This is a genomic window from Enterobacter cloacae complex sp. IR5418, assembly GCF_049238105.1.
In the GTDB taxonomy this organism is placed as follows: Bacteria; Pseudomonadota; Gammaproteobacteria; order Enterobacterales; family Enterobacteriaceae; genus Enterobacter; species Enterobacter hormaechei.
This window is the reverse complement of sequence record NZ_JBMKHS010000005.1, coordinates 161,477-183,056: the sequence shown is the minus strand read 5'-3', so window position 1 is coordinate 183,056 and position 21,580 is coordinate 161,477. Positions and strand designations below refer to the sequence as shown.

At 56.3% G+C, this 21,580-nt stretch carries 19 protein-coding genes; 12 read left to right on the top strand and 7 right to left on the bottom strand.

Going from position 1 to position 21,580, the window contains the following annotated elements; all coding sequences use genetic code 11:
• Nucleotides 1-18: 18 nt before the first annotated feature.
• Nucleotides 19-342, bottom strand: coding sequence for a cupin domain-containing protein (locus tag ACOTX7_RS06565; protein WP_000469517.1), 324 nt, complete (start codon nucleotides 340-342; stop codon nucleotides 19-21).
• A 135-nt stretch (nucleotides 343-477) separates the two neighbouring features.
• Here ACOTX7_RS06565 and ACOTX7_RS06560 point away from each other — a divergent pair, with 135 nt between their 5' ends.
• The gene (locus ACOTX7_RS06560) at nucleotides 478-1,170 is read left to right on the top strand and encodes an aspartate/glutamate racemase (RefSeq protein ID WP_221256424.1); all 693 of its coding nucleotides are present in this window, start codon (nucleotides 478-480) and stop codon (nucleotides 1,168-1,170) included.
• Here ACOTX7_RS06560 and ACOTX7_RS06555 read toward each other — a convergent pair.
• Complete coding sequence (locus tag ACOTX7_RS06555) at nucleotides 1,165-2,091, bottom strand: LysR family transcriptional regulator (protein ID WP_221256423.1); 927 nt, start codon at nucleotides 2,089-2,091, stop codon at nucleotides 1,165-1,167. The two genes, ACOTX7_RS06560 and ACOTX7_RS06555, sit on opposite strands and share 6 nt — an antisense overlap.
• A 120-nt stretch (nucleotides 2,092-2,211) precedes the next feature.
• Between ACOTX7_RS06555 and lysA the strand changes: the two genes are divergently transcribed.
• The gene (lysA, locus tag ACOTX7_RS06550) at nucleotides 2,212-3,474 is read left to right on the top strand and encodes a diaminopimelate decarboxylase (protein WP_001137906.1); all 1,263 of its coding nucleotides are present in this window, start codon (nucleotides 2,212-2,214) and stop codon (nucleotides 3,472-3,474) included.
• Here lysA and ACOTX7_RS06545 read toward each other — a convergent pair.
• Nucleotides 3,444-4,481, bottom strand: coding sequence for a LacI family DNA-binding transcriptional regulator (locus ACOTX7_RS06545; RefSeq protein WP_032674031.1), 1,038 nt, complete (start codon nucleotides 4,479-4,481; stop codon nucleotides 3,444-3,446). The two genes, lysA and ACOTX7_RS06545, sit on opposite strands and share 31 nt — an antisense overlap.
• A gap of 299 nt (nucleotides 4,482-4,780) precedes the next feature.
• On the opposite strand from ACOTX7_RS06545, the gene ACOTX7_RS06540 reads away from it, so the two are divergent.
• From ACOTX7_RS06540 to ACOTX7_RS06525, 4 genes are all read left to right on the top strand, one after another.
• Entirely contained in the window at nucleotides 4,781-6,106 is a 1,326-nt protein-coding gene (locus ACOTX7_RS06540) for a PTS sugar transporter subunit IIC (protein WP_006811828.1), read from the top strand.
• Nucleotides 6,107-6,113: 7 nt separating this feature from the next.
• Complete coding sequence (locus ACOTX7_RS06535; RefSeq protein WP_221256422.1) at nucleotides 6,114-7,541, top strand: glycoside hydrolase family 1 protein; 1,428 nt, start codon at nucleotides 6,114-6,116, stop codon at nucleotides 7,539-7,541.
• A 78-nt stretch (nucleotides 7,542-7,619) separates the two neighbouring features.
• Nucleotides 7,620-8,393, top strand: a complete 774-nt coding sequence (locus ACOTX7_RS06530) for a GntR family transcriptional regulator (RefSeq protein ID WP_003862809.1) — start codon at nucleotides 7,620-7,622, stop codon at nucleotides 8,391-8,393.
• On the top strand, nucleotides 8,390-8,866 hold the full coding sequence (locus ACOTX7_RS06525; protein WP_221256421.1) for a GNAT family N-acetyltransferase: 477 nt from the start codon (nucleotides 8,390-8,392) through the stop codon (nucleotides 8,864-8,866). Before ACOTX7_RS06530 ends, ACOTX7_RS06525 begins: the two co-directional genes overlap by 4 nt.
• On the opposite strand, the gene galR is transcribed toward ACOTX7_RS06525, so the two are convergent.
• A complete protein-coding gene (galR, locus tag ACOTX7_RS06520; RefSeq protein WP_221256420.1) occupies nucleotides 8,821-9,843 on the bottom strand; it encodes an HTH-type transcriptional regulator GalR in 1,023 nt (340 codons plus the stop codon). The genes ACOTX7_RS06525 and galR overlap by 46 nt on opposite strands.
• 617 nt (nucleotides 9,844-10,460) lie before the next feature.
• On the opposite strand from galR, the gene aas reads away from it, so the two are divergent.
• Together aas and lplT are read left to right on the top strand one after the other, a co-directional pair.
• The gene (gene aas, locus ACOTX7_RS06515) at nucleotides 10,461-12,620 is read left to right on the top strand and encodes a bifunctional acyl-ACP--phospholipid O-acyltransferase/long-chain-fatty-acid--ACP ligase (protein ID WP_221256419.1); all 2,160 of its coding nucleotides are present in this window, start codon (nucleotides 10,461-10,463) and stop codon (nucleotides 12,618-12,620) included.
• Entirely contained in the window at nucleotides 12,613-13,806 is a 1,194-nt protein-coding gene (gene lplT, locus ACOTX7_RS06510; RefSeq protein ID WP_221256418.1) for a lysophospholipid transporter LplT, read from the top strand. Before aas ends, lplT begins: the two co-directional genes overlap by 8 nt.
• Before the next feature lie 93 nt (nucleotides 13,807-13,899).
• Here lplT and ACOTX7_RS06505 read toward each other — a convergent pair whose 3' ends face one another.
• From ACOTX7_RS06505 to mutH, 3 genes are all read right to left on the bottom strand, one after another.
• Nucleotides 13,900-14,940 (bottom strand): NADP(H)-dependent aldo-keto reductase, encoded by a 1,041-nt coding sequence (locus ACOTX7_RS06505; protein WP_221256417.1) that lies wholly within the window; start codon nucleotides 14,938-14,940, stop codon nucleotides 13,900-13,902.
• A gap of 132 nt (nucleotides 14,941-15,072) precedes the next feature.
• Nucleotides 15,073-15,291 (bottom strand): YgdI/YgdR family lipoprotein, encoded by a 219-nt coding sequence (locus ACOTX7_RS06500; protein ID WP_003862794.1) that lies wholly within the window; start codon nucleotides 15,289-15,291, stop codon nucleotides 15,073-15,075.
• 128 nt (nucleotides 15,292-15,419) lie between these two features.
• Nucleotides 15,420-16,112, bottom strand: a complete 693-nt coding sequence (mutH, locus tag ACOTX7_RS06495) for a DNA mismatch repair endonuclease MutH (RefSeq protein WP_421626065.1) — start codon at nucleotides 16,110-16,112, stop codon at nucleotides 15,420-15,422.
• Between the two features lie 683 nt (nucleotides 16,113-16,795).
• On the opposite strand from mutH, the gene rppH reads away from it, so the two are divergent.
• The 4 genes from rppH (at nucleotide 16,796) to thyA (ending at nucleotide 21,471) form a co-directional block, all read left to right on the top strand.
• Nucleotides 16,796-17,326 (top strand): RNA pyrophosphohydrolase, encoded by a 531-nt coding sequence (gene rppH / locus ACOTX7_RS06490; protein WP_003862791.1) that lies wholly within the window; start codon nucleotides 16,796-16,798, stop codon nucleotides 17,324-17,326.
• A 12-nt stretch (nucleotides 17,327-17,338) separates the two neighbouring features.
• Nucleotides 17,339-19,585 (top strand): phosphoenolpyruvate--protein phosphotransferase, encoded by a 2,247-nt coding sequence (ptsP, locus tag ACOTX7_RS06485; protein WP_006811818.1) that lies wholly within the window; start codon nucleotides 17,339-17,341, stop codon nucleotides 19,583-19,585.
• Between the two features lie 209 nt (nucleotides 19,586-19,794).
• The gene (gene lgt / locus ACOTX7_RS06480) at nucleotides 19,795-20,670 is read left to right on the top strand and encodes a prolipoprotein diacylglyceryl transferase (RefSeq protein WP_045342379.1); all 876 of its coding nucleotides are present in this window, start codon (nucleotides 19,795-19,797) and stop codon (nucleotides 20,668-20,670) included.
• 6 nt (nucleotides 20,671-20,676) lie between these two features.
• On the top strand, nucleotides 20,677-21,471 hold the full coding sequence (gene thyA / locus ACOTX7_RS06475) for a thymidylate synthase (RefSeq protein WP_006811817.1): 795 nt from the start codon (nucleotides 20,677-20,679) through the stop codon (nucleotides 21,469-21,471).
• The last annotated feature ends 109 nt before the right edge of the window (nucleotides 21,472-21,580 follow it).

The window sequence follows — 21,580 nt, the reverse complement described above, 5'->3', positions numbered from 1 at the left end:
TCAGATGAGCGCCTTTTTTTATTTCAGGAAGTCTTCGCGTATCGGCGTAAAGGTATCCAGCAGGGTACCGGGTTTCAGGCAAACGCAGCCGTGCATCACGTGTGGCGCTTTGTAGAGGGTGTCGCCCGCCGTCACCACATGCTTCTCCTCGCCAATGGTGAACTCAAATTCCCCCGAGAGAACGTAGGTAAGCTGCTCATGCGGATGGTTATGCATCGGGCCAATCGCGCCTTGCTCAAAATTCACTTCAACCGCCATCATCCTGCCGTCGTGCGCCAGAATACGACGCGTCACGCCATTGCCCAGATCCTCAAGCGTGGTCTCTTTATGGAAAATAAACATATTTTCGCCCTGTTATGTAATGAAACATTGTTTCAATTAACTTATCTCACCCGCAGCGAAAAGGAAACGTCTGGCCAAATAACTGGAAAGGCGATCACAAGTTTGCTTCACTAGGTGAAACGCACAGGAGGAAAGATGAAAACGATCGGTCTGTTAGGGGGCATGAGCTGGGAATCAACGATCCCGTACTACCGCCTGATTAATGAAGGCGTCAAACAGCGTCTGGGCGGTCTGCATTCGGCCAGCCTGCTGCTGCACAGCGTGGATTTCCATGAGATAGAAGCCTGCCAGTCGGGCGGGGAGTGGGACAAAGCCGGGCAGATGCTGGCGGACGCCGCGCTTGGGCTGGAGCGCGCGGGCGCGCAGGGAATTTTGCTGTGTACCAACACCATGCATAAGGTGGCGTCACACATTGAAGACCGCTGTTCGCTGCCGTTTTTACATATCGCGGATGCCACCGGGCGTGCCATTCGTGCCACCGACATGACGCGCGTGGCGCTGCTGGGGACGCGCTACACCATGGAGCAGGATTTTTACCGTGGACGGCTGAGCAGTCAGTTTGGTATTGAAAGCCTGATCCCGGATGAGTCTGACCGGGCGCGCATTAATCAGATTATTTTTGATGAACTGTGCCTGGGCACCTTCAGCGAAACGTCGCGCGCCTGGTACGTCAGCGTGATTGAGAAACTGGCGCAGCAGGGGGCGGAAGGGGTCATCTTCGGCTGTACCGAAATTGGCCTGCTGGTGCCGGCAGACCAAAGCCCGATCCCGGTCTTCGATACCGCCGCCATCCATGCTGCGGATGCGGTGGAGTTTATGCTGTCATAGGGGTTTTTGCAGGTCAGGTAAGCGAAGCGCCACCTGACGCGCGTGCGCAATCAGGTGTTCGCTAAACGCATCAACCAGCGCTGAGGCAGGCCGGTGCAGGGGGCGGATCAGGCTCACGGTAAATGGAACGGAAACGCTGAAACGGCGCAGGACCACGCCGCTGCTGGCGTAGTCCATGGCCGTGAGCGGGTTCACCACCGAAATCCCCACGCCCGCACGCACCATCGCGCAGATTGATGCCGCACTGTGCGTTTCCACCACCATCCGCCGCTTCACCTGATGTTCGGCAAACAGGCCATCCAGAAGCTGTCGGTAGCTGTCGGTCTGCGACAGGCTGATATAGTTCTCACCGTGGAAATCCGCCGGGGTCAGCACCGCTTTGTGGGCAAGCGGGTGGCTGGCAGGCAGCACGCAGACCTCATCCAGCGACAGTAGCTCCGTGCGTTCCGTCCCCGCTGGCGTGACGAGGGTTTCGGTCAGACCCAGATCGTGGCGCTGAGCCGAAAGCCACTCCTCCAGCAGCGGCGACTCCTGCGGCACGATGGTCAGGCTGACCTCCGGGTAGCGGGCCAGAAACGGCTGTAGCAGCACCGGCAGGAATGACTGGGAAAAGACCGGCAGGCAGACAATGGACAGCTCGCCCTGGCGAAACTCCCTCAGGCTCTCCGCCGCGCTCACGATCCTGTCCAGCCCGTACCAGGAGCGCTGAACCTCCTCAAACAGACGTAGACCCTGCACCGTCGGATGCAGCCTGCCGCGGGTGCGTTCAAACAGCTTCAGCTCCAGCACTTTCTCAAAGCGTGCCAGCTCGCGGCTGACCGTCGGCTGCGAGGTGTGCAGCATGTGCGCGGCTTCTGTGAGATTGCCGGTGGTCATCACCGCATGAAAAATCTCGATATGGCGTAGGTTAACGGCGGGCATAGGGCACCTGGTGGCTGAGCGTTATCCATATCATTTTTGCATAGACTCACGATAAAACGATATTTTTTATTCTCTTCAGGCTATGGCGTAATGATAAAAAACAGCTTTCCGGAGATGACCATGCCACGCCCACTCAACCAGACCGAGACCGATTTGAACGCCGATAACCTGCTGCGCCTGCCTGCCGAATTTGGCTGCCCGGTGTGGGTCTACGATGCGCAGATTGTCCGCGAGAAGATCGCCGCGCTGCATCAGTTTGACGTGGTGCGTTTTGCGCAAAAGGCCTGTTCCAATATTCATATCCTGCGCCTGATGCGCGAGCAGGGCGTGAAGGTTGACTCGGTATCGCTGGGGGAAATCGAACGTGCGCTGGCGGCCGGGTTTGATCCCAAAGCCGACAGCGACGCGATTGTTTTCACCGCTGACCTGATAGACGACGCCACGCTGGCGCGTGTGCACGAGCTGCAAATCCCGGTCAATGCCGGTTCGGTGGATATGCTGGAGCAGCTTGGTCAGGTTTCCCCGGGCCATCGCGTCTGGCTGCGCATCAACCCGGGCTTTGGTCATGGTCACAGTCAAAAAACCAACACCGGCGGCGAAAACAGCAAGCACGGGATCTGGTATGCCGATATGCCTGCGGCGCTGGAGGTTTTACAACGCTACAACCTCAAGCTGGTGGGCATTCACATGCATATCGGTTCCGGCGTGGATTATGGCCATCTTGAGCAGGTCTGTGGCGCAATGGTGCGTCAGGTTATCGATTTTGGTCAGGATCTGGAGGCGATCTCCGCCGGGGGAGGGCTATCGATCCCCTACCGCGAAGGGGAAGAGGCGATCGACACGGATCACTATTATGGCCTGTGGAGCGCCGCGCGTGACAGCATCGCCGCCCATCTGGGCCATGCGGTGAAGCTGGAAATTGAGCCGGGTCGTTTCCTGGTCGCCGAAGCTGGCGTGCTGGTGGCGCAGGTGCGGAGCGTTAAGGAGATGGGAAGCCGTCACTTTGTGCTGATTGATGCTGGCTTCAACGACCTGATGCGCCCGTCCATGTATGGCAGCTACCATCACATCACCGCGCTTGCCGCCGATGGCCGCGACCTGCTCAACGCCCCACGTATCGAGACCGTCGTTGCCGGGCCGCTGTGTGAATCCGGGGACGTCTTTACTCAACAGGAAGGCGGGAAAGTCGAAACCCGTTCGCTGCCAGAGGTAAAACCGGGAGATTATCTGGTGCTGCATGATACCGGTGCGTACGGGGCGTCGATGTCTTCGAACTACAATAGCCGCCCGCTGCTGCCGGAAGTGCTGTTTGATAACGGCGTGGCGCGGCTGATTCGCCGTCGCCAGACCATTCAGGAGCTGCTGGCGTTAGAGCTGGTCTGATTAAACCACGGGCCTGTTGTCACCGAATCGCGTAACACCAGCGTGCCGGTGAACGGCGGGATCGCCTCAACCGGCTGGTTTTTTGCCAGCCGGATCGCCTGGTCGATCGCCGTGACGATCATGCTGTCGATCGGCAGATACACCGACGACAGGGCAGGCTCCAGCCACTTTGCGCTGGGGGCATCGTCAAAACCAAACAGCGAAATATCCTGCGGGATCTTCAGCCCGGCCTGGTGTAATGCTTTGGAGGCGCCCAGGGCCATATCATCGTTACAGGCAAACAGGGCGCTGAACGGCGTCTTTTCCGCAATCAGCTCCTTGCACAGCTCGTAACCCCGCGTCATGCCCGCATCGCCGTACTTAATCCGCCGCTCATCGAGACGAATACCGTGCTTCTCCAGCGCCTTACGGTAGCCCATCAGCCGCGCTTTGCCCGTCGGCGTGTGGATCGGGACGGTGATACAGGCGATCTCCCGGTGGCCCTGGCTTATCAGGTAATCCACCGCTTTGAAGGCCGCGTCCTGCTGTTCAAAGAAGACGCAGCGATCCGCCGCCTGACTCACTTCACGGTTAATGATCACCAGCGGCGTCTGCACGCTGTTAATAAGCTTCAGGATCGTCTTTTCGCTCATGTAACGCGTGTACAGCACGATGGCGTCACACTTGCGGTCGGCAAGCATCTGCACCGCCTGTTCTTCCTGCTCAGGGGCATCGTGACCGTCGGTAACAATCAGTTGTTTACCGTGCGTTTCGGTCTGCCGCGACGCCTGCTGAAGCAAACGGCCAAAGTAAAAACCGTCGAACGTCGAGACGACCAGACCAATGCTGTTGCTGGTCTGGTTAGCCAGCGAACGCGCGAGAAAATTCGGACGATAGCCCAGCTCCTCCATCGCACGAAATACCTGCTGACGCGTGCTCTCTTTAACCTGACCTGTGCCGTTCAGCACGCGCGAAACGGTGGCCTTCGACACGCCCGCACGCAGTGAGACATCCAGCATTGTTGCCATTCGAAATTCCTGTTTCCACGTAATGGTTCGCAGTTTAACACAGACCATCCGGCGCATAAGCGACGTGGGAAGGGCAAAACCCCATAACGATCACGCTTTTCGGTAACGATCCTCGTCCGCGGGATAAATGGCTGTTATTGGCATGCCAAAATAGTGATAAATCACAATCTGGAATACCTCTTACCTCGCTGAGAGCTTAATCACAGAATAAAGCGCCTGCGGACGCTATTTTTGGCATACCAATAGTATCCGGCTGTCCATCTTATTCAATAAAAGCCCTTTTACTGAGGTATTACCCTATGGCATTTCAGGAAAAACTGATCGACGCTCTGGGCAGTTTTGCCACCACCTTCAACAGCTATCGCTATATCCAGGCGATCAAGTCTGCGTTTATTACCTTAATGCCGGTCATCATTGTGGGGGCGTTCTCGGTACTGATCTCCAATATGGTGCTGGATCCGAAGAACGGTCTGGCGAGCTTTCAGTCCCTGTCGTTTCTCGCGGCGTTAAAGCCGATCACCAGCGCGCTCAACTATGCCACGCTGAACTTTCTCAACATCGGCGCGGTGTTTTTGATCGGTATTGAGCTGGGGCGTATAAACGGTATCAAGTCCCTTTTCCCCGGCCTGCTGGCGGTGATCTGCTTTATCTGCGTGACGCCGACCACGGTGGAAATGCTGGTGGACGGCGAGATGCACGTAGTGAAAGACGTGCTGCTGCGCCAGTTCTCGGATACCCGCAGCCTGTTCCTCGGTATGTTTATCGCTATCCTGTCGGTGGAGATCTACTGCTGGCTGGAAAACCGTAAAGGACTGAAAATCAGGATGCCGGACACGGTGCCGCCGAACGTCGCCGCGTCGTTCTCTGCACTGATCCCGGCCATTATCACCACTACCGCCATCGCCACCTTTGGCTTCGTGTTTCATCAGGTGACCGGTATGTATCTTTACGACGCGGTTTACCAGGTGGTGCAACAGCCGCTGGAGCGCGTGGTGCAAAGCCTGCCGGGGATCCTGCTGTTGATGTTTGTCGCCCAGCTGTTCTGGGTGATTGGTATTCACGGCAACCAGATGATCAAGCCGATCCGCGAGCCGCTGCTGCTGGGGGCGATCACCGTTAACATGAGCGCGTTCGAGCAGGGCAAAGAGGTGCCAAACATCATCACCATGCCGTTCTGGGACGTCTATATGAGCATCGGCGGCTCCGGCCTGACCATCGGCCTGCTGATAGCCGTCATGATTGCCACCAAACGTAAAGAGATGAAGGAGATCGCCAAACTCTCCATTGGCCCTGGCATTTTTAACATCAACGAGCCGGTGATCTTCGGCATGCCAATCATGCTCAACCCGATCCTGGCTATCCCGTTCATCATCACGCCGCTGGTGACAGGCTCCATTGGCTACTTTGCCACCGTGACCGGATTTGCCGGTAAAGCCGTGGTGATGGTGCCCTGGACCACCCCGCCGCTGATTAACGCCTGGCTGTCAACCGCGGGCTCCATGGGGGCGGTGATCACCCAGTTTATCTGCATCGTGACCGCGGTGATTATCTATCTGCCGTTTGTGAAGATCGCTTCACGCCGCGCAGAGCAGGCCGCACTGCAACAAGCCACCGATAATGCATGAGGATACGATGAGCACAAAACAGATAGCCATACCGCAAGATTTTATGCTGGGCGCGGCGGCATCGGCCTGGCAGACCGAGGGCTGGAGCGGCAAAAAGCCGGGGCAGGATTCGTGGATCGATCTCTGGTACAAGAACGATCGTCACGTCTGGCACAACGGCTATGGTCCGGCGGTGGCAACCGACTTTATCAACCGCTTCCGCGAAGACGTGGCGCTGATGAAGCAGGCGGGACTGACGCACTATCGCACCTCGATCAACTGGTCGCGCTTTTTGACCGACTACGAAAACGCCACCGTAGATGAAGAGTATGCCGCGTATTACGACGCGCTGTTCGATGAAATGCACCGTCAGGGCATTGAGCCGATGATCTGCCTGGAACACTACGAATTGCCGGGTGTGCTGCTGGAGACCTACGGCGGCTGGGCGTCGAAGCACGTCGTCGAGCTGTTCGTTCGCTATGCGGAAAAGGTGTTTGAGCGTTTTCATGGCAAAGTCATCCGCTGGTTTACCTTCAACGAGCCGATTGTGGTCCAGACGCGCGTCTACCTTGACGCACTGCGCTGGCCCTATGAGCAGAACACCAGCACATGGATGCAGTGGAACCACCATAAGGTGCTGGCGACGGCGAAAGTGGTGAAGCTGTTTCGTGAGAAAGGGTATAACGGCTCGGTGGGCTGTATCCTGAACCCGGAAGTGACCTATCCGCGCTCGCGCGCGCCGCATGACGTGCGGGCGGCAGAGATGTACGATCTGTTCTACAACCGTGTCTTTCTCGACCCGCTGGTGCACGGGCGCTATCCACAGGCGCTTTTTACCCTGCTGGCGCAGCATCAGGTGCAGTGGGACTACACGGCTGACGAGCTGGCGCTGATTGCCGACAACACCGTCGACGAACTGGGCATTAACCTCTATTACCCGCATCGCGTCAAAGCCCCGTCCCGCGCCTGGCACCCGGAGACGCCGTTCCATCCGGCATACTACTACGAGCCGTTTGAGCTGCCAGGACGGCGGATGAACACCTCCCGCGGCTGGGAGATCTTTCCGCGCATTATTTATGACATGGCGATGCGGATAAAAAACGATTATCGCAACATTGACTGGTTCGTGGCGGAAAGCGGGATGGGCGTGGAGAACGAAGCGCAGTTTCGCAATCGCGACGGCATTATCGATGACACGTACCGCATCGCGTTTATCAGCGAACATCTCTACTACACGCTGCTGTCGCGGGAGGCGGGGGCGAACTGTCACGGCTATATGCTGTGGGCCTTCACCGACAACGTCTCGCCGATGAACGCGTTTAAAAACCGCTATGGGCTGATTGAGATCGACCTTGAAAATCATCGCGCACGGCGGGCAAAGAAATCAGCGTCCTGGTTCCGCCAGTTGCGCGATGAGCGTGTGCTGACGCTCAGGGTAGACGATGAATGGAAGTAAGCCTTCTGGTAAAATAGCGCACAAACTGGCCGGGAGGACGTCCGGCCCGCGCATTAACTGAAAAACACAGGTGAAAACGTGGATAAGGCTGTCATCCTGCCGGAAAAAAAACAGTACCAGGAGATTGGCGAGGATTTACGGGCGCAGATTATCCAGGGACATTATCCCGTGGGATCGCGTCTGCCGCCGGAGCGCAACATCGCCGAGACGTATGGCGTGAGCCGCACTATTGTGCGAGAGGCGCTGCTGATGCTTGAGCTACAGGGGACGGTGGATATTCGTCAGGGATCGGGCGTGTACGTGATGCGCATTCCGGAGGAGCATGAAAACGAGGAGGAGCGTTTTCTGAACAGTGACGTGGGTCCGTTTGAAATTCTCCAGGCGCGTCAGCTGCTTGAAAGCAACATTGCTGCCTTTGCCGCAAAAATGGCGACGCGGGCGGATATCGATAACCTGCGCCGCATCATCGAGCAGGAGCAACGGGCGATTGCCGCCGACGACCGCAGCCAGGACAACAACAAAATGTTCCACCTGGTGCTGGCGGGGGCCACACAAAACCAGATGCTGCTGGCGACCGTTGAGAGCGTCTGGCATCACATGGACAGCAGCCCGCTGTGGCAGCAGTTCAACGGCCACATCGCCAGCCGCGCCTGGCGTCTGAAGTGGCTCGGCGACAGGCAAACCATTCTCGCTGCGCTCCGCCGCCGCGACGTAATGGGAGCATGGCAGGCGATGTTCCAGCATCTTGAAAACGTCAAAAAGAGCCTGCTTGAACTGTCAGACGAAGACGCACCGGATTTTGACGGCTATCTCTTCGAATCGGTTCCCCTTTTCCAGGGGAAGCTGGTGTGAATATTCTGCCGCTTCACGCTGCGCCGCAGTTTACAGAGCAGGTAATCGACTGGATCTGGGAAGCTTTTGGTGAAGGATTGCCGCGCGCCTTTTTCCAGAGCATCGTCGGGCACAGCCTGACGCCAGGCGCGTTACCGCTCACCTTTATTGCCGTTGAGAATGACCAGCTGCTGGGCACCGTTGGGCTGTGGCGCTGCGATTTGATTTCCCGGCAGGATCTCCACCCGTGGCTGGCTGCGCTGTATGTCGATGAAGCGGCCCGGGGAAACGGGCTGGCGGGAAAACTTCAGGAGCATGTGAAGGGCTATGCGCGACGCGCCGGGTATCACGAGCTTCATCTCTGGTCTGCCTGCCGCGACTTCTACGAACGTTACGGCTGGCACTACATCGGCGATGCGCTGGAATACCCGGATAAAACCGTCCATCTCTATCGCTGCTCGCTTGCGGCTTCCGCGAGCGAGACCACCGAGTGACGGCGCACTAAGGTTGGGCTGAACAGGTGAGTAATTTCCGGTGGCGGACGACGCTCGGCCAGCGCTAACGCCAGTTCTGCCGCCTGCGTGGCCATGGTTACAATCGGGTAGCGCACGGTGGTCAGGCGAGGGCGCACGTAGCGCGACACCAGCACATCATCAAAACCAATCAGCGAAATTTCGGCCGGAACGTCAATCCCGTTGTCATTTAACACGCCCATTGCGCCTGCGGCCATGGAGTCGTTATAGCTGGCCACGGCGGTGAAATTTCGCCCGCGGCCCAGCAGCTCCGTCATCACCTGCTCGCCGCCACTTTCATCCGGTTCACCGTACGCCACAAGACGATCGTTGCACGGCAGACCGGCTTCGCGCAGCGCGTCGTAATAGCCCTGAAGGCGATCTTCCGCATCGGAAATTGGGTGGTTGGAGCACAGATAACCAATTCGGGTATGGCCCTGCTGGATGAGATGACGGGTTGCGAGCCATGCGCCGTAACGGTCGTCGAGCGCCACACAGCGGGTTTCGAAACCGGGAATAATACGGTTGATAATCACCATCCCCGGCATCTGTTTCATCAGATGGATCAGCTCGGCATCGGGGATCATTTTGGCATGGACCACCAGCGCCGCACAGCGATGACGAATCAGTTGCTCAATGGCCTGGCGCTCTTTCTGTTCATTGTGGTAGCCATTACCAATCAGCAGGAAATTACCGGTGTGATAAGAGACTTGCTCTACGGCTTTGACCATCGCACCAAAAAACGGATCGGACACATCCCCGACCACCAGCCCGATGGTTTCTGTCGACTGTTGGGCAAGGGCACGCGCGTTGGCGTTTGGGTGATAATTCAGGTTTTCCATGGCGTCCTGCACGGCCTGGCGCGATGCATCACTGGCTTTAGGGGAGTTGTTGATCACGCGGGAGACGGTCGCGACGGAAACACCCGCCAGACGAGCCACATCCTTAATTGTCGCCATTCAATACCTTCTTATAGGGGTAAGCGTTTACACACTAGCTAGTGTTGCGGAAAAGCGGCGCGCATTCAAGGGGAGCGGGTGAGCGTCCACTGCAAACGTGATGCAGAACATCCCTCGCGGTGTAAGCGTTACACGGCCAGTCATGTCTGAATAATGTCATTCCGAACCTTTAGTTACACTTTGCCTCAGGCTGTTGCGATTGTCCGTTAGCAACGATGCACCGTGAATTGCTAGAGTCGAGATCCCAGAGGTATTGATAGGTGGAATCAACTTCGGTTGATTAACACGATTTACACCAACCTGCGTTTTACGCAGGTTTTTTTTTGCCTGTAAGTTCAACCTGTAACAGCAACAGAGAATATTCACACCTGGTTGCATTTCGGCTCATTCCCTTGCGTTTTCCCGCTGGCGAAGCCCGTCGCCGGAGGCCACAATCAAGATCCCAGAGGTATTGATTGGTGAGAATTTCTGGTACGTTTTCGTACTCTTCTCTTGCACCAACCTGCGCGGATGCGCAGGTTTTTTTTTGCCTCTGTTTTTGCTATCGCCCCCTCACGACTTCTCGTGTAATCTGCCACCATTTATACCTTTCACACTGGCTGGCAAAGGGAGTTGAAATGCTTTTTGGGTTCTTCCGCACACTGTTCCGTCTCCTGTTTCGCATCCGCGTAACTGGCGATACGCAGGCACTTTATGGCGAGCGTGTTCTAATCACACCGAATCACGTCTCTTTTATTGATGGCGTATTGCTGGCGCTGTTCTTGCCCGTGCGGCCCGTCTTCGCGGTGTACAGCTCCATCAGTGAAAAATGGTACATGCGCTGGCTCAGGCCGCTGATTGATTTTGTGCCGCTCGACCCAACCAAACCGATGATGATTAAACATCTGGTGCGTCTGATTGGGCAGGGGCGTCCGGTGGTTATCTTCCCGGAAGGGCGGATTTCGGTGACGGGCTCCCTGATGAAAATTTATGACGGAGCCGGTTTTGTCGCGGCGAAGTCTCAGGCCACCGTCGTGCCGCTACGCATTGATGGGGCCGAGCTGACCTTTTTCAGCCGCCTGAAAGGGCTGGTGAAGCAGCGTCTGTTCCCGAAAATCACGCTGCATATTTTACCGCCGACGTCACTGCCGATGCCCGAGGCGCCGCGCGCGCGTGACCGCCGTAAAATCGCCGGAGAAATGCTGCACCAGATTATGATGGAAGCGCGTATGGCCGTTCGTCCGCGCGAAACGCTGTATGAATCGTTGCTGTCGGCGCAGTATCGCTACGGCGCGAAGAAAAACTGCATTGAAGACATCAACTTCACGCCGGATACCTACCGTAAGCTGTTGACCAAAACGCTGTTTGTCGGGCGTATCCTCGAGAAGTACAGCAAACAGGGTGAAAAGATCGGCCTGATGCTGCCGAACGCGGGGATCAGCGCGGCGGTGATCTTTGGTGCCGTCTCCCGGGGCCGCATTCCGGCGATGATGAACTACACGGCGGGCGTGAAAGGGCTCTCCAGCGCGATTACCGCAGCACAAATCAACACCGTCTTTACCTCCCGCCAGTTCCTGGAAAAAGGCAAGCTGTGGCACCTGCCGGAACAGCTGACTCAGGTGCGCTGGGTGTTCCTGGAAGATCTGAAAGCAGACGTCACGGCCGCCGACAAGCTGTGGATTTTCGCGCACCTGCTGATGCCACGTCTGGCGCAGGTCAGGCAGCAGCCGGAAGACGATGCCATTATCCTCTTTACCTCCGGCTCTGAAGGTCATCCGAAAGGTGTGGTTCACAGTCATAAAAGCATTCTGGCGAACGTCGAACAGATTAAAACTATCGCTGATTTTACCGCCAACGATCGCTTTATGTCGGCGCTGCCGCTGTTCCACTCATTTGGTCTGACCGTGGGGCTCTTTACGCCGCTGCTGACCGGTGCCGAAGTGTTCCTCTATCCAAGCCCGCTGCACTACCGCATTGTGCCGGAGCTGGTCTATGACCGTAACTGTACCGTGCTGTTCGGGACATCCACCTTCCTCGGTAACTACGCGCGCTTCGCCAACCCGTATGATTTCTTCCGCGTGCGCTACGTGGTGGCGGGGGCGGAAAAACTCCAGGACAGCACGCGCCAGATCTGGCAGGACAAGTTTGGCCTGCGCATTCTGGAAGGCTATGGCGTGACGGAGTGCGCCCCGGTGGTCTCCATCAACGTACCGATGGCGGCAAAACCGGGCACGGTTGGCCGCATTCTGCCTGGGCTGGATGCGCGTCTGCTGGCGGTGCCGGGCATTGAAGATGGCGGACGCCTTCAGCTGAAAGGGCCGAACGTCATGAACGGCTATCTGCGTGTGGAAAATCCGGGCGTGCTTGAGGCGCCGACGGCTGAAAACGTCAACGGCGAGGTTGAAACGGGCTGGTACGACACGGGCGATATCGTGCGCTTCGACGATCAGGGCTTCGTGCAGATCCAGGGACGTGCAAAACGCTTCGCCAAAATCGCCGGGGAAATGGTCTCACTTGAAATGGTCGAGACGCTGGCAACCGCCGTCTCAGCGGAGAAAATGCATGCGACCGTGGTGAAAAGTGATGCCAGTAAAGGCGAGGCGCTGGTGCTGTTTACCACCGACGGTGAACTGAAGCGTGACGCGCTGCTCAGGTATGCGCGCGAACACGGTATCCCCGAGCTGGCGGTGCCCCGCGATATTCGCTACCTCAAACAGTTACCGGTGCTGGGCAGCGGTAAACCCGATTTCGTGACCCTAAAGGGCATGGTTGAAGAGGCGGAACAGCAAAATGCGTGAGTCAGTGCACACTAACACTTCAATCTGGTCGAAAGGCATGATGGCGGTGATTGCCGCCCAGTTTCTTTCCGCGTTCGGCGATAACGCGTTGCTGTTTGCCACGCTGGCGTTGCTGAAAGCGGAGTTTTATCCCGACTGGAGCCAGCCGATCCTACAGATGGTGTTTGTGGGTGCTTACATTGTATTTGCACCGTTTGTCGGGCAGGTGGCGGACAGCTTCCCGAAAGGTCGGGTCATGATGTTTGCCAACAGCCTTAAGCTTCTGGGCGCGGCAAGCATTTGCTTTGGTATCAACCCGTTTGTCGGCTACACGCTGGTAGGCATTGGCGCGGCAGCCTACTCCCCGGCGAAATACGGCATTCTGGGGGAACTGACCACCGGTGATAAGCTGGTGAAGGCCAACGGCCTGATGGAGTCCTCCACCATTGCGGCTATTCTGCTGGGTTCGGTGGCGGGAGGCGTACTGGCAGACTGGCATGTGCTCGCCGCGCTTGGCATCTGCGCCCTGATGTACGGCGGCGCGGTGATCGCCAACCTGTTTATCCCCAAACTGGCCGTGGCGCGTCCGGGGCAATCCTGGCGCTTCGGGCCCATGACCGGCAGCTTCTTCAACGCCTGCCGCGTACTGTGGCGTAACGGTGAAACGCGCTTCTCACTGATGGGCACCAGCATGTTCTGGGGGGCCGGTGTTACGCTGCGTTTCCTGCTGGTGCTGTGGGTGCCGGTGGCGCTGGGTATAACTGACAACGCCACGCCGACTTACCTGAATGCCATGGTCGCCGTCGGGATTGTTGTCGGGGCCGGGGCTGCGGCAAAACTGGTGACGCTGGAAACCGTCGCGCGCTGCATGCCTGCGGGGATCCTGATCGGCGTCGGTGTTCTGTTCTTCTCCCTGCAACATGCCCTATTGCCAGCCTATGCCCTGCTGTTACTGATTGGCATATTAGGCGGTTTCTTTGTGGTGCCGCTAAACGCGCTGTTACAGGAGCGCGGCAAGCAGACCGTTGGGGCGGGCAACGCCATTGCAGTGCAAAACCTTGGTGAAAACATGGCGATGTTACTGATGCTGGGGATTTACTCGCTGGCGGTAAAAGCAGGTGCGCCGGTTGTGGCAATCGGTGTGGGATTCGGCGCGCTGTTCGCGCTGGCGATTAGCGGGCTGTGGGTCTGGCAGCGTCGGCGGTGAATTGTGCGGCCTGATGCACTCACCCCGGCCCTCTCCCACGGGGAGAGGGTGAAAACCCTAAAAACGGCAACGTGCGTTGCCGTTTTGCTTTTATTACGGTGCCGGGTAGGTATAAACCTGATGCACCGCTTCAATCTCCGCTAACACCTCTTCACTCAGGTTCAGATGGAAACTCTCAATATTCGTTTTCAACTGATCCATCGTCGTTGCGCCGAGCAGGGTACTCGCCACAAATGGCTGACGACGTACAAAGGCCAGCGCCATCTGCGCCGGATCCAGCCCGTGACGCTTCGCGATATCCACATAGGCCGCAACGGCTTTTTGCGTCTGCTCACCGCTATAGCGGGTGAAGCGGCTGAAAAGCGTGTTACGCGCGCCAGCCGGTTTCGCGCCGTTCAGGTATTTGCCCGTCAGGGTACCGAAGCCCAGACATGAGTAGGCGAGCAGTTCCACCTCTTCGTACTGCGTTACTTCCGCCAGACCCACTTCATAACTGCGGTTTAGCAGGCTGTACGGGTTCTGAATGGTCACGATGCGCGGCAGGTCGTGTTTATCGGCCAGATGCAGATAGCGCATCACGCCAAACGCCGTCTCGTTGGACACGCCAATGTAGCGGATCTTACCCGCGCGCTGGCACTCCGTAAGCGCTTCCAGCGTTTCCAGCAGGCTAACGGCCGGGGCACTCTCGTTCCAGGTGTAGCCAAGTTTACCGAAGCAGTTCGTCTGACGCTGCGGCCAGTGCACCTGATAAAGATCGAGATAGTCGGTTTGCAGGCGCTTGAGGCTGGCATCCAGCGCGGCACGGATATTCTTGCGATCGAGGATCTGGTTAGGGCGGAGCCCGGCATCGTTATTACGGGAGGGGCCGCTAACCTTAGAGGCGATGACCAGCTTTTCGCGATTGCCGCGTTTCGCCAGCCAGTTGCCGACATACGTTTCGGTAAGCCCCTGTGTTTCCGGGCGTGGAGGAACAGGGTACATCTCTGCCACGTCAATCAGGTTAATGCCCTGGCTGACGGCGTAATCGAGTTGTGCATGGGCATCGGCTTCGCTGTTTTGTTCACCAAATGTCATGGTGCCCAACCCCAGTTGGCTGATCTCCAGAGCGCTGTGGGGGATACGGTGATAATGCATAGCCGCTTTCCTTTTTTAGACATACAGACCGCGTCAGGAACCTCCCGACAAAGGAATATAAACATGGCAGAGGGAAGACAAAAGGGGAAGGAAAAAATCAAAAAGGCCAGCAAGCTACTGACCTTTATCTGTTTAACGCTCGATGATCTGGGAGACTTCGTCGCGATTAATCTGCATTTGATTGCCTTCGCGATCGCGGTAGCTCACCAGACCGGTATCGTCGTCGACTTCGGGTTTGCCATCGGTCAGGATCATACGACCATCTTTCGTTGACATGACATAATCGCTGCTACAACCCGATACCGCAAACGCTAAACCGACTGCTGAGATAATTACTGCCCATTTTTTCATCGTTCTCATCCTCACCTGGCTCGTATCAAATCATAGTGTAGTAATAACCTGATATTACGACAGGTGAAAGGGGGGAAATCTTAAAAAGGAGGAGATTCTGTTAGCCGGAGCGCAAAATTAGTAAAAAACTATGTTTTCAACAGGAAGTGGCGTGCCAGCAGCGCCCCGGTGAAATTCTTTTTGAGATAGAAACCGCGCGGCAACGTCAGGATCGGTTCCCCCTGGGCACCTACCGCTTCAGTGAGCGCTTTACTGTTGGCGGCTTTGGGACGAAGTTGCAGTACTTCGCCATGCCGGGCGGTGATCCGCTCAACCTGTCCCAGCACAATCATATCCATCAACTCTTCCCAGTCCTGGGAAAGCTGTCTCTCCTCTTCTTCATTCGGGCTCCAGAGCAGCGGCGCCCCAACGCGACGCGCGGCCAGCGGGATCTGCCTGTCGCCCTCAACGAGTACCCACAACACCCGCTTCAGCTTATGCCTGACGTGACTTGTTTCCCATGTCACTCCGCTGTTTCCCGTTAGCGGCGCAACGCAGACAAAGGTCGTTTCCAGCGGCCGCCCCTGGCTATCGATGGGGATCGTCTTTAGCTCAACGCCCAGCGCCGCAAAATCTTGCTCGGGTTTACTGCCCGCGCTTGCGCCCAGCCAGCGCTCCAGCAACACGCCAATCCAGCCCTTATCACGCTTCAGATCGTTGGGTATCGTCAATCCCGCCATTACGGCCAGCTCACCCAGTGAATAGCCTGCCAGACGTTGTGCCTGCTGGAGCAATTGCACTTCACTGACGGGAGGGGAGAGCAGGGGGGCGAGAGAATGCATGCTAACAACCTTCTGGTTAAAAAATGAGCTGATATTTTATCCCTTGTGGATAGAGTTTAACTTTTTCTGAGTACATATTCCATGTGGATGATTTATATCATCTTTTTCAGGATTTATTCCGTCATGGCGCCGCTAAAAAACAGGTTGTGCAATTCTGGTCACTGACAATAAACAGGATCTTACACCATGTTATCCACAGAAAAATGGGATAACTGGGAATAACCGCCACTACTGTTTCAATTTACAGCCTTGACGTGCGATGAAAATCGAATTTTCACACAAATTGTGCCTAACTTATTGGCACAATCTGTGGATAAAACCGACGCTGTTCGATCTTTCATCAGCAGGAGGATCTTTGATGTGACGATCGTCACGTTAATCGCCTTTAGTACCCTGGATTTCAGTTTAACCGATTGAATATAGAGGAATTATTTTAAGCTGGATAAACTGGCGACTCGTCGGGCTACAAGGTTGTTCATCGGTAATTCCGTACTTCTTCACAACTCTATCCACAGAAAAAGTGAATAAAAATGGTCTCGATTGCCTGCATCTGTTCATAACTCCTGGCAAAATTGTGAGTTATTCAAATGTTATTAGGTTGCAGGCCTGTAAGAGAGTGGTTTACCGCCTCCCTGTAGTGTGAAACAATCATTCATATATCAGATTTAGTTTGGGGTAGTCCGGTGATTGATGACGATGGCTACCGCCCAAACGTAGGAATAGTAATTTGTAATCGTCAGGGCCAGGTGATGTGGGCCCGGCGATATGGTCAGCACTCCTGGCAGTTCCCGCAAGGCGGGATCAATCCTGGAGAGTCCCCAGAACAAGCGATGTACCGGGAGCTGTTTGAAGAGGTTGGTTTAAGCCGAAAAGATGTTCGCATCCTGGCTTCGACCCGCAACTGGTTGCGTTACAAGTTACCGAAACGTTTGGTGCGTTGGGACACAAAGCCGGTTTGTATCGGCCAGAAACAAAAGTGGTTTCTTTTGCAGTTGGTAGGCAACGATTCAGATATCAATATGCAAACCAGCAGTACGCCAGAGTTTGATGGCTGGCGCTGGGTAAGTTACTGGTATCCGGTTCGTCAGGTCGTGTCATTTAAGCGCGATGTATACCGTAGGGTGATGAAAGAGTTCGCAAGTGTCGTTATGCAGCTTCAGGAGACCCCTCCGAAGCCACAGAGCGCACCTGCCTGGCGACGTAAAAGAGGTTAAGCTACGCAAATCATGCTCACCCGCTTGCGAGAAATAGTTGAAAAGGTTGCCAGTGCGCCTCGCCTCAACGAGGCGCTGAATATTCTGGTGACGGACATCTGTCTTGCGATGGAAACCGAGGTCTGTTCGGTCTATCTGGCCGACCATGACCGACGTTGCTACTACCTGATGGCAACCCGCGGTTTAAAAAAACCACGGGGACGCACCGTCACGCTCGCGTTTGATGAAGGTATTGTTGGCCTGGTCGGGCGACTGGCGGAGCCCATCAACCTTGCCGATGCGCAAAAACACCCCAGCTTCAAATATATCCCTTCCGTTAAAGAGGAGCGTTTCCGCGCTTTCCTTGGCGTGCCAATTATTCAGCGCCGTCAACTGCTCGGCGTGCTTGTTGTCCAGCAGCGAGAGTTGCGCCAGTACGACGAAAGTGAGGAGTCTTTCCTCGTCACGCTGGCAACGCAGATGGCTGCGATCCTCTCTCAGTCCCAGCTGGCAGCCCTTTTTGGTCAGTATCGTCATACGCGTATCCGCGCGCTTCCGGCTTCGCCGGGCGTCGCTATCGCCGAAGGCTGGATGGATGCCACGCTGCCGCTGATGGAGCAGGTCTACGAAGCCTCTACGCTCGATGAAGCGCTTGAGCGCGAGCGGCTTACCGCTGCGCTGGAAGAGGCGGCGAATGAGTTTCGTCGCTACAGCAAACGCTTTGCCGCTGGCGCGCAAAAAGAGACGGCGGCTATTTTCGATCTCTACTCACACCTGCTTTCCGATGCGCGTTTGCGCCGGGAGCTGTTTGCCGAGGTCGATAAAGGTTCGGTGGCAGAGTGGGCGGTTAAAAAGGTCATAGAAAAATTTGCCGAGCAGTTTGCGGTGCTGACTGACGGTTATCTGAAAGAGCGCGCCGGTGATTTACGCGCGCTTGGGCAACGTCTGCTGTTCCACCTCGATGATACTATTCAGGGGGCGAATGCGTGGCCGAACCGGTTTGTGCTGGTCGCCGACGAACTCTCGGCAACAACGCTGGCGGAGTTACCGCAGGACAGGCTGGCGGGCGTGGTGGTGCGCGATGGCGCTGCGAACTCCCATGCCGCCATTATGGTGCGCGCGCTCGGTATTCCGACCGTGATGGGGGCGGATATTCAGCCTTCCGTACTGCATCGCCGCACGCTGGTGGTGGATGGATATCGCGGTGAGTTGCTGGTGGATCCTGAGCCGGTTCTCCTCCAGGAGTACCAGCGTCTTATCAGTGAAGAAAATGAATTAAGCAAGCTGGCGGAAGACGACGTCAACCTGCCCGCGCATCTGAAAAGCGGTGAGCGGGTGAAGGTGATGCTCAACGCTGGCTTAAGCCCCGAGCACGAAGAGAAACTCGGCAGCCGCATTGATGGCATTGGTCTCTACCGCACCGAAATACCGTTCATGCTGCAAAGCGGCTTCCCTTCAGAAGAGGAGCAGGTTGCGCAGTATCAGGGCATGTTGCAGATGTTTAACGATAAACCCGTCACATTGCGCACCCTGGACGTCGGCGCAGATAAACAACTGCCTTATATGCCCATCAGTGAAGAGAACCCCTGCCTCGGCTGGCGTGGGATCCGCATTACCCTCGATCAGCCTGAAATCTTCCTTATCCAGGTTCGTGCGATGCTGCGCGCCAACGCTGCCACGGGGAATCTCAGTATTCTGCTGCCAATGGTCACCAGTATTGACGAGATCGACGAAGCGCGGCGGTTGATAGAACGTGCAGGGCGCGAAGTGGAAGAGATGATCGGCTATGCGATCCCTAAACCCCGTATCGGCGTGATGCTTGAAGTGCCTTCGATGGTCTTTATGCTGCCGCAGCTGGCGACCCGCGTTGATTTTATCTCCGTTGGCACCAACGACTTAACGCAATACATTCTGGCGGTCGATCGCAACAATACGCGCGTTGCCAGCATCTATGACAGCCTGCATCCGGCGATGCTTCGTGCCCTCGCGATGATCGCCCGCGAAGCCGAGCAGCATAATATCGACCTGCGCCTGTGCGGTGAAATGGCTGGCGATCCGATGTGCGTGGCGATCCTGATTGGCCTCGGTTTCCGTCACCTGTCAATGAACGGACGTACCGTCGCGCGGGTGAAATACCTGTTACGTCACATCGAACAAGATGAGGCGCGTGAACTGGCCGCGCGTAGCCTGGAAGCACAGCTGGCAGCCGAAGTGCGCCATCAGGTGGCTGCGTTTATGGAACGACGCGGTATGGGCGGTTTGATCCGCGGTGGTCGCTAAAGCCTTTCCCCCCTCTCCCCTTTGGGGAGAGGGCCAGGGTGAGGGGGGACCTGCACGCATAAAACCCTATACACATCTTTTACATCTCAGGCGCATCCTCCGCGCCTGCCTTATGCTATGATTCGCAACTTTGGAGCACCTGCCAACGGCGGGAATGCAATTCACCCGCTGTCCACTTTCAGCGGAATAACAACATCTTGTGGTGACAGATGAACAGTGGTTATCTGCATTTTCCGGAATTCGATCCGGTAATTTTCTCTATAGGACCCGTCGCGCTTCACTGGTACGGTCTGATGTACCTGGTGGGCTTCGTCTTTGCCATGTGGCTTGCTGGCCGTCGCGCCAGTCGTCCGGGCAGCGGCTGGACGAAGAACGAAGTGGAAAACCTGCTGTATGCTGGCTTCCTCGGCGTCTTCCTGGGCGGCCGTATCGGTTATGTCCTGTTCTATAACTTCCCGGTATTCCTGAACGACCCTTTCTATCTGTTCCGCGTCTGGGACGGCGGCATGTCCTTCCACGGCGGGCTGATTGGTGTGATCCTGGTTATGGTGATCTTCGCCAGACGCACCAAACGGAACTTCTTCCAGGTGGCTGACTTTATTGCGCCGTTAATTCCGTTTGGGCTGGGCGCAGGGCGTCTGGGCAACTTCATCAACGGTGAACTGTGGGGGCGTGTCGATCCGAGCGTGCCGTTTACCATGCTGTTCCCGGGCTCTCGCGCAGAGGATATCGCGCTGCTGCCTTCGCATCCTGAGTGGCAGTCTATTTTCGATACTTACGGCGTTCTGCCGCGCCATATGTCTCAGCTTTATGAGCTGGCGCTGGAAGGCGTGGTGCTGTTTATCATCCTGAATCTGTATATCCGCAAACCGCGCCCAATGGGGGCCGTCTCTGGTCTGTTCCTGATTGGCTACGGCGCGTTTCGTATCATCGTCGAGTTCTTCCGCCAGCCGGATGCGCAGTTTACCGGCGAATGGGTACAGTACATCAGCATGGGGCAAATCCTCTCCATCCCGATGATTGTCGCGGGTGCCATTATGATGATTTGGGCGTATCGTCGTCGTCCACAGCAACAACTTTCCTGAGGAATCATGAAACAGTATCTTGAATTGATGAAAAAAGTGCTCGACGAGGGCACGCCGAAAAACGACCGCACCGGTACCGGGACGCTCTCCATTTTTGGCCACCAGATGCGCTTCAATCTGCAAGAAGGCTTTCCTCTGGTGACAACGAAGCGCTGCCATCTGCGCTCGATCATTCATGAACTGCTCTGGTTCCTGCAAGGCGATACCAACGTTGCTTATCTGCATGAAAACAATGTCTCCATCTGGGACGAGTGGGCAGATGAAAACGGCGACCTTGGGCCGGTTTACGGCAAGCAATGGCGCGCGTGGCCTACCCCGGACGGTCGCCATATCGACCAGATCACAACCGTCATGAATCAGCTGAAAAATGATCCGGACTCGCGCCGTATCATTGTTTCTGCCTGGAACGTGGGTGAACTGGATAAAATGGCGCTGGCGCCTTGCCATGCCTTCTTCCAGTTTTACGTGGCGGATGGCAAGCTCTCCTGCCAGCTCTATCAACGTTCCTGCGATGTGTTCCTCGGCCTGCCGTTTAACATCGCCAGCTACGCGCTGTTAGTGCACATGATGGCGCAGCAGTGCGATCTCGAAGTAGGCGATTTTGTCTGGACGGGCGGTGATACCCACCTTTACAGCAACCATATGGAACAGACGCACCTCCAGCTGACGCGCGAACCGCGTGCATTGCCGAAGCTGGTGATCAAACGTAAACCGGACTCGATCTTCGATTACCGTTTTGATGATTTCGAGATTGAGGGCTACGACCCGCATCCCGGCATTAAAGCTCCTGTCGCCATCTGATACGGCAAATCCTGACACAACCGGTGCTCTTTAGCGCCGGTTTTTTTTCACGCCCGTTTTGTTTTTCGAGCCTGTTTCCAGAGATGATGCAACGCGTTGCAAGGGGTGA

Bases quoted from the DNA above. Each gene is read 5' to 3' on its own strand.
- ACOTX7_RS06500 (WP_003862794.1), bottom strand. From the start codon at position 15,291: ATGAAAAAATGGGCAGTAATTATCTCAGCAGTCGGTTTAGCGTTTGCG.
- thyA (WP_006811817.1), top strand. From the start codon at position 20,677: ATGAAACAGTATCTTGAATTGATGAAAAAAGTGCTCGACGAGGGCACG.
- mutH (WP_421626065.1), bottom strand. From the start codon at position 16,112: ATGCATTCTCTCGCCCCCCTGCTCTCCCCTCCCGTCAGTGAAGTGCAA.
- ACOTX7_RS06540 (WP_006811828.1), top strand. From the start codon at position 4,781: ATGGCATTTCAGGAAAAACTGATCGACGCTCTGGGCAGTTTTGCCACC.
- ACOTX7_RS06505 (WP_221256417.1), bottom strand. From the start codon at position 14,940: ATGCATTATCACCGTATCCCCCACAGCGCTCTGGAGATCAGCCAACTG.
- ACOTX7_RS06560 (WP_221256424.1), top strand. From the start codon at position 478: ATGAAAACGATCGGTCTGTTAGGGGGCATGAGCTGGGAATCAACGATC.
- lgt (WP_045342379.1), top strand. From the start codon at position 19,795: ATGAACAGTGGTTATCTGCATTTTCCGGAATTCGATCCGGTAATTTTC.
- aas (WP_221256419.1), top strand. From the start codon at position 10,461: ATGCTTTTTGGGTTCTTCCGCACACTGTTCCGTCTCCTGTTTCGCATC.
- ACOTX7_RS06555 (WP_221256423.1), bottom strand. From the start codon at position 2,091: ATGCCCGCCGTTAACCTACGCCATATCGAGATTTTTCATGCGGTGATG.
- ACOTX7_RS06535 (WP_221256422.1), top strand. From the start codon at position 6,114: ATGAGCACAAAACAGATAGCCATACCGCAAGATTTTATGCTGGGCGCG.
- lysA (WP_001137906.1), top strand. From the start codon at position 2,212: ATGCCACGCCCACTCAACCAGACCGAGACCGATTTGAACGCCGATAAC.
- ACOTX7_RS06565 (WP_000469517.1), bottom strand. From the start codon at position 342: ATGTTTATTTTCCATAAAGAGACCACGCTTGAGGATCTGGGCAATGGC.
- lplT (WP_221256418.1), top strand. From the start codon at position 12,613: ATGCGTGAGTCAGTGCACACTAACACTTCAATCTGGTCGAAAGGCATG.
- ACOTX7_RS06545 (WP_032674031.1), bottom strand. From the start codon at position 4,481: ATGGCAACAATGCTGGATGTCTCACTGCGTGCGGGCGTGTCGAAGGCC.
- ptsP (WP_006811818.1), top strand. From the start codon at position 17,339: ATGCTCACCCGCTTGCGAGAAATAGTTGAAAAGGTTGCCAGTGCGCCT.
- galR (WP_221256420.1), bottom strand. From the start codon at position 9,843: ATGGCGACAATTAAGGATGTGGCTCGTCTGGCGGGTGTTTCCGTCGCG.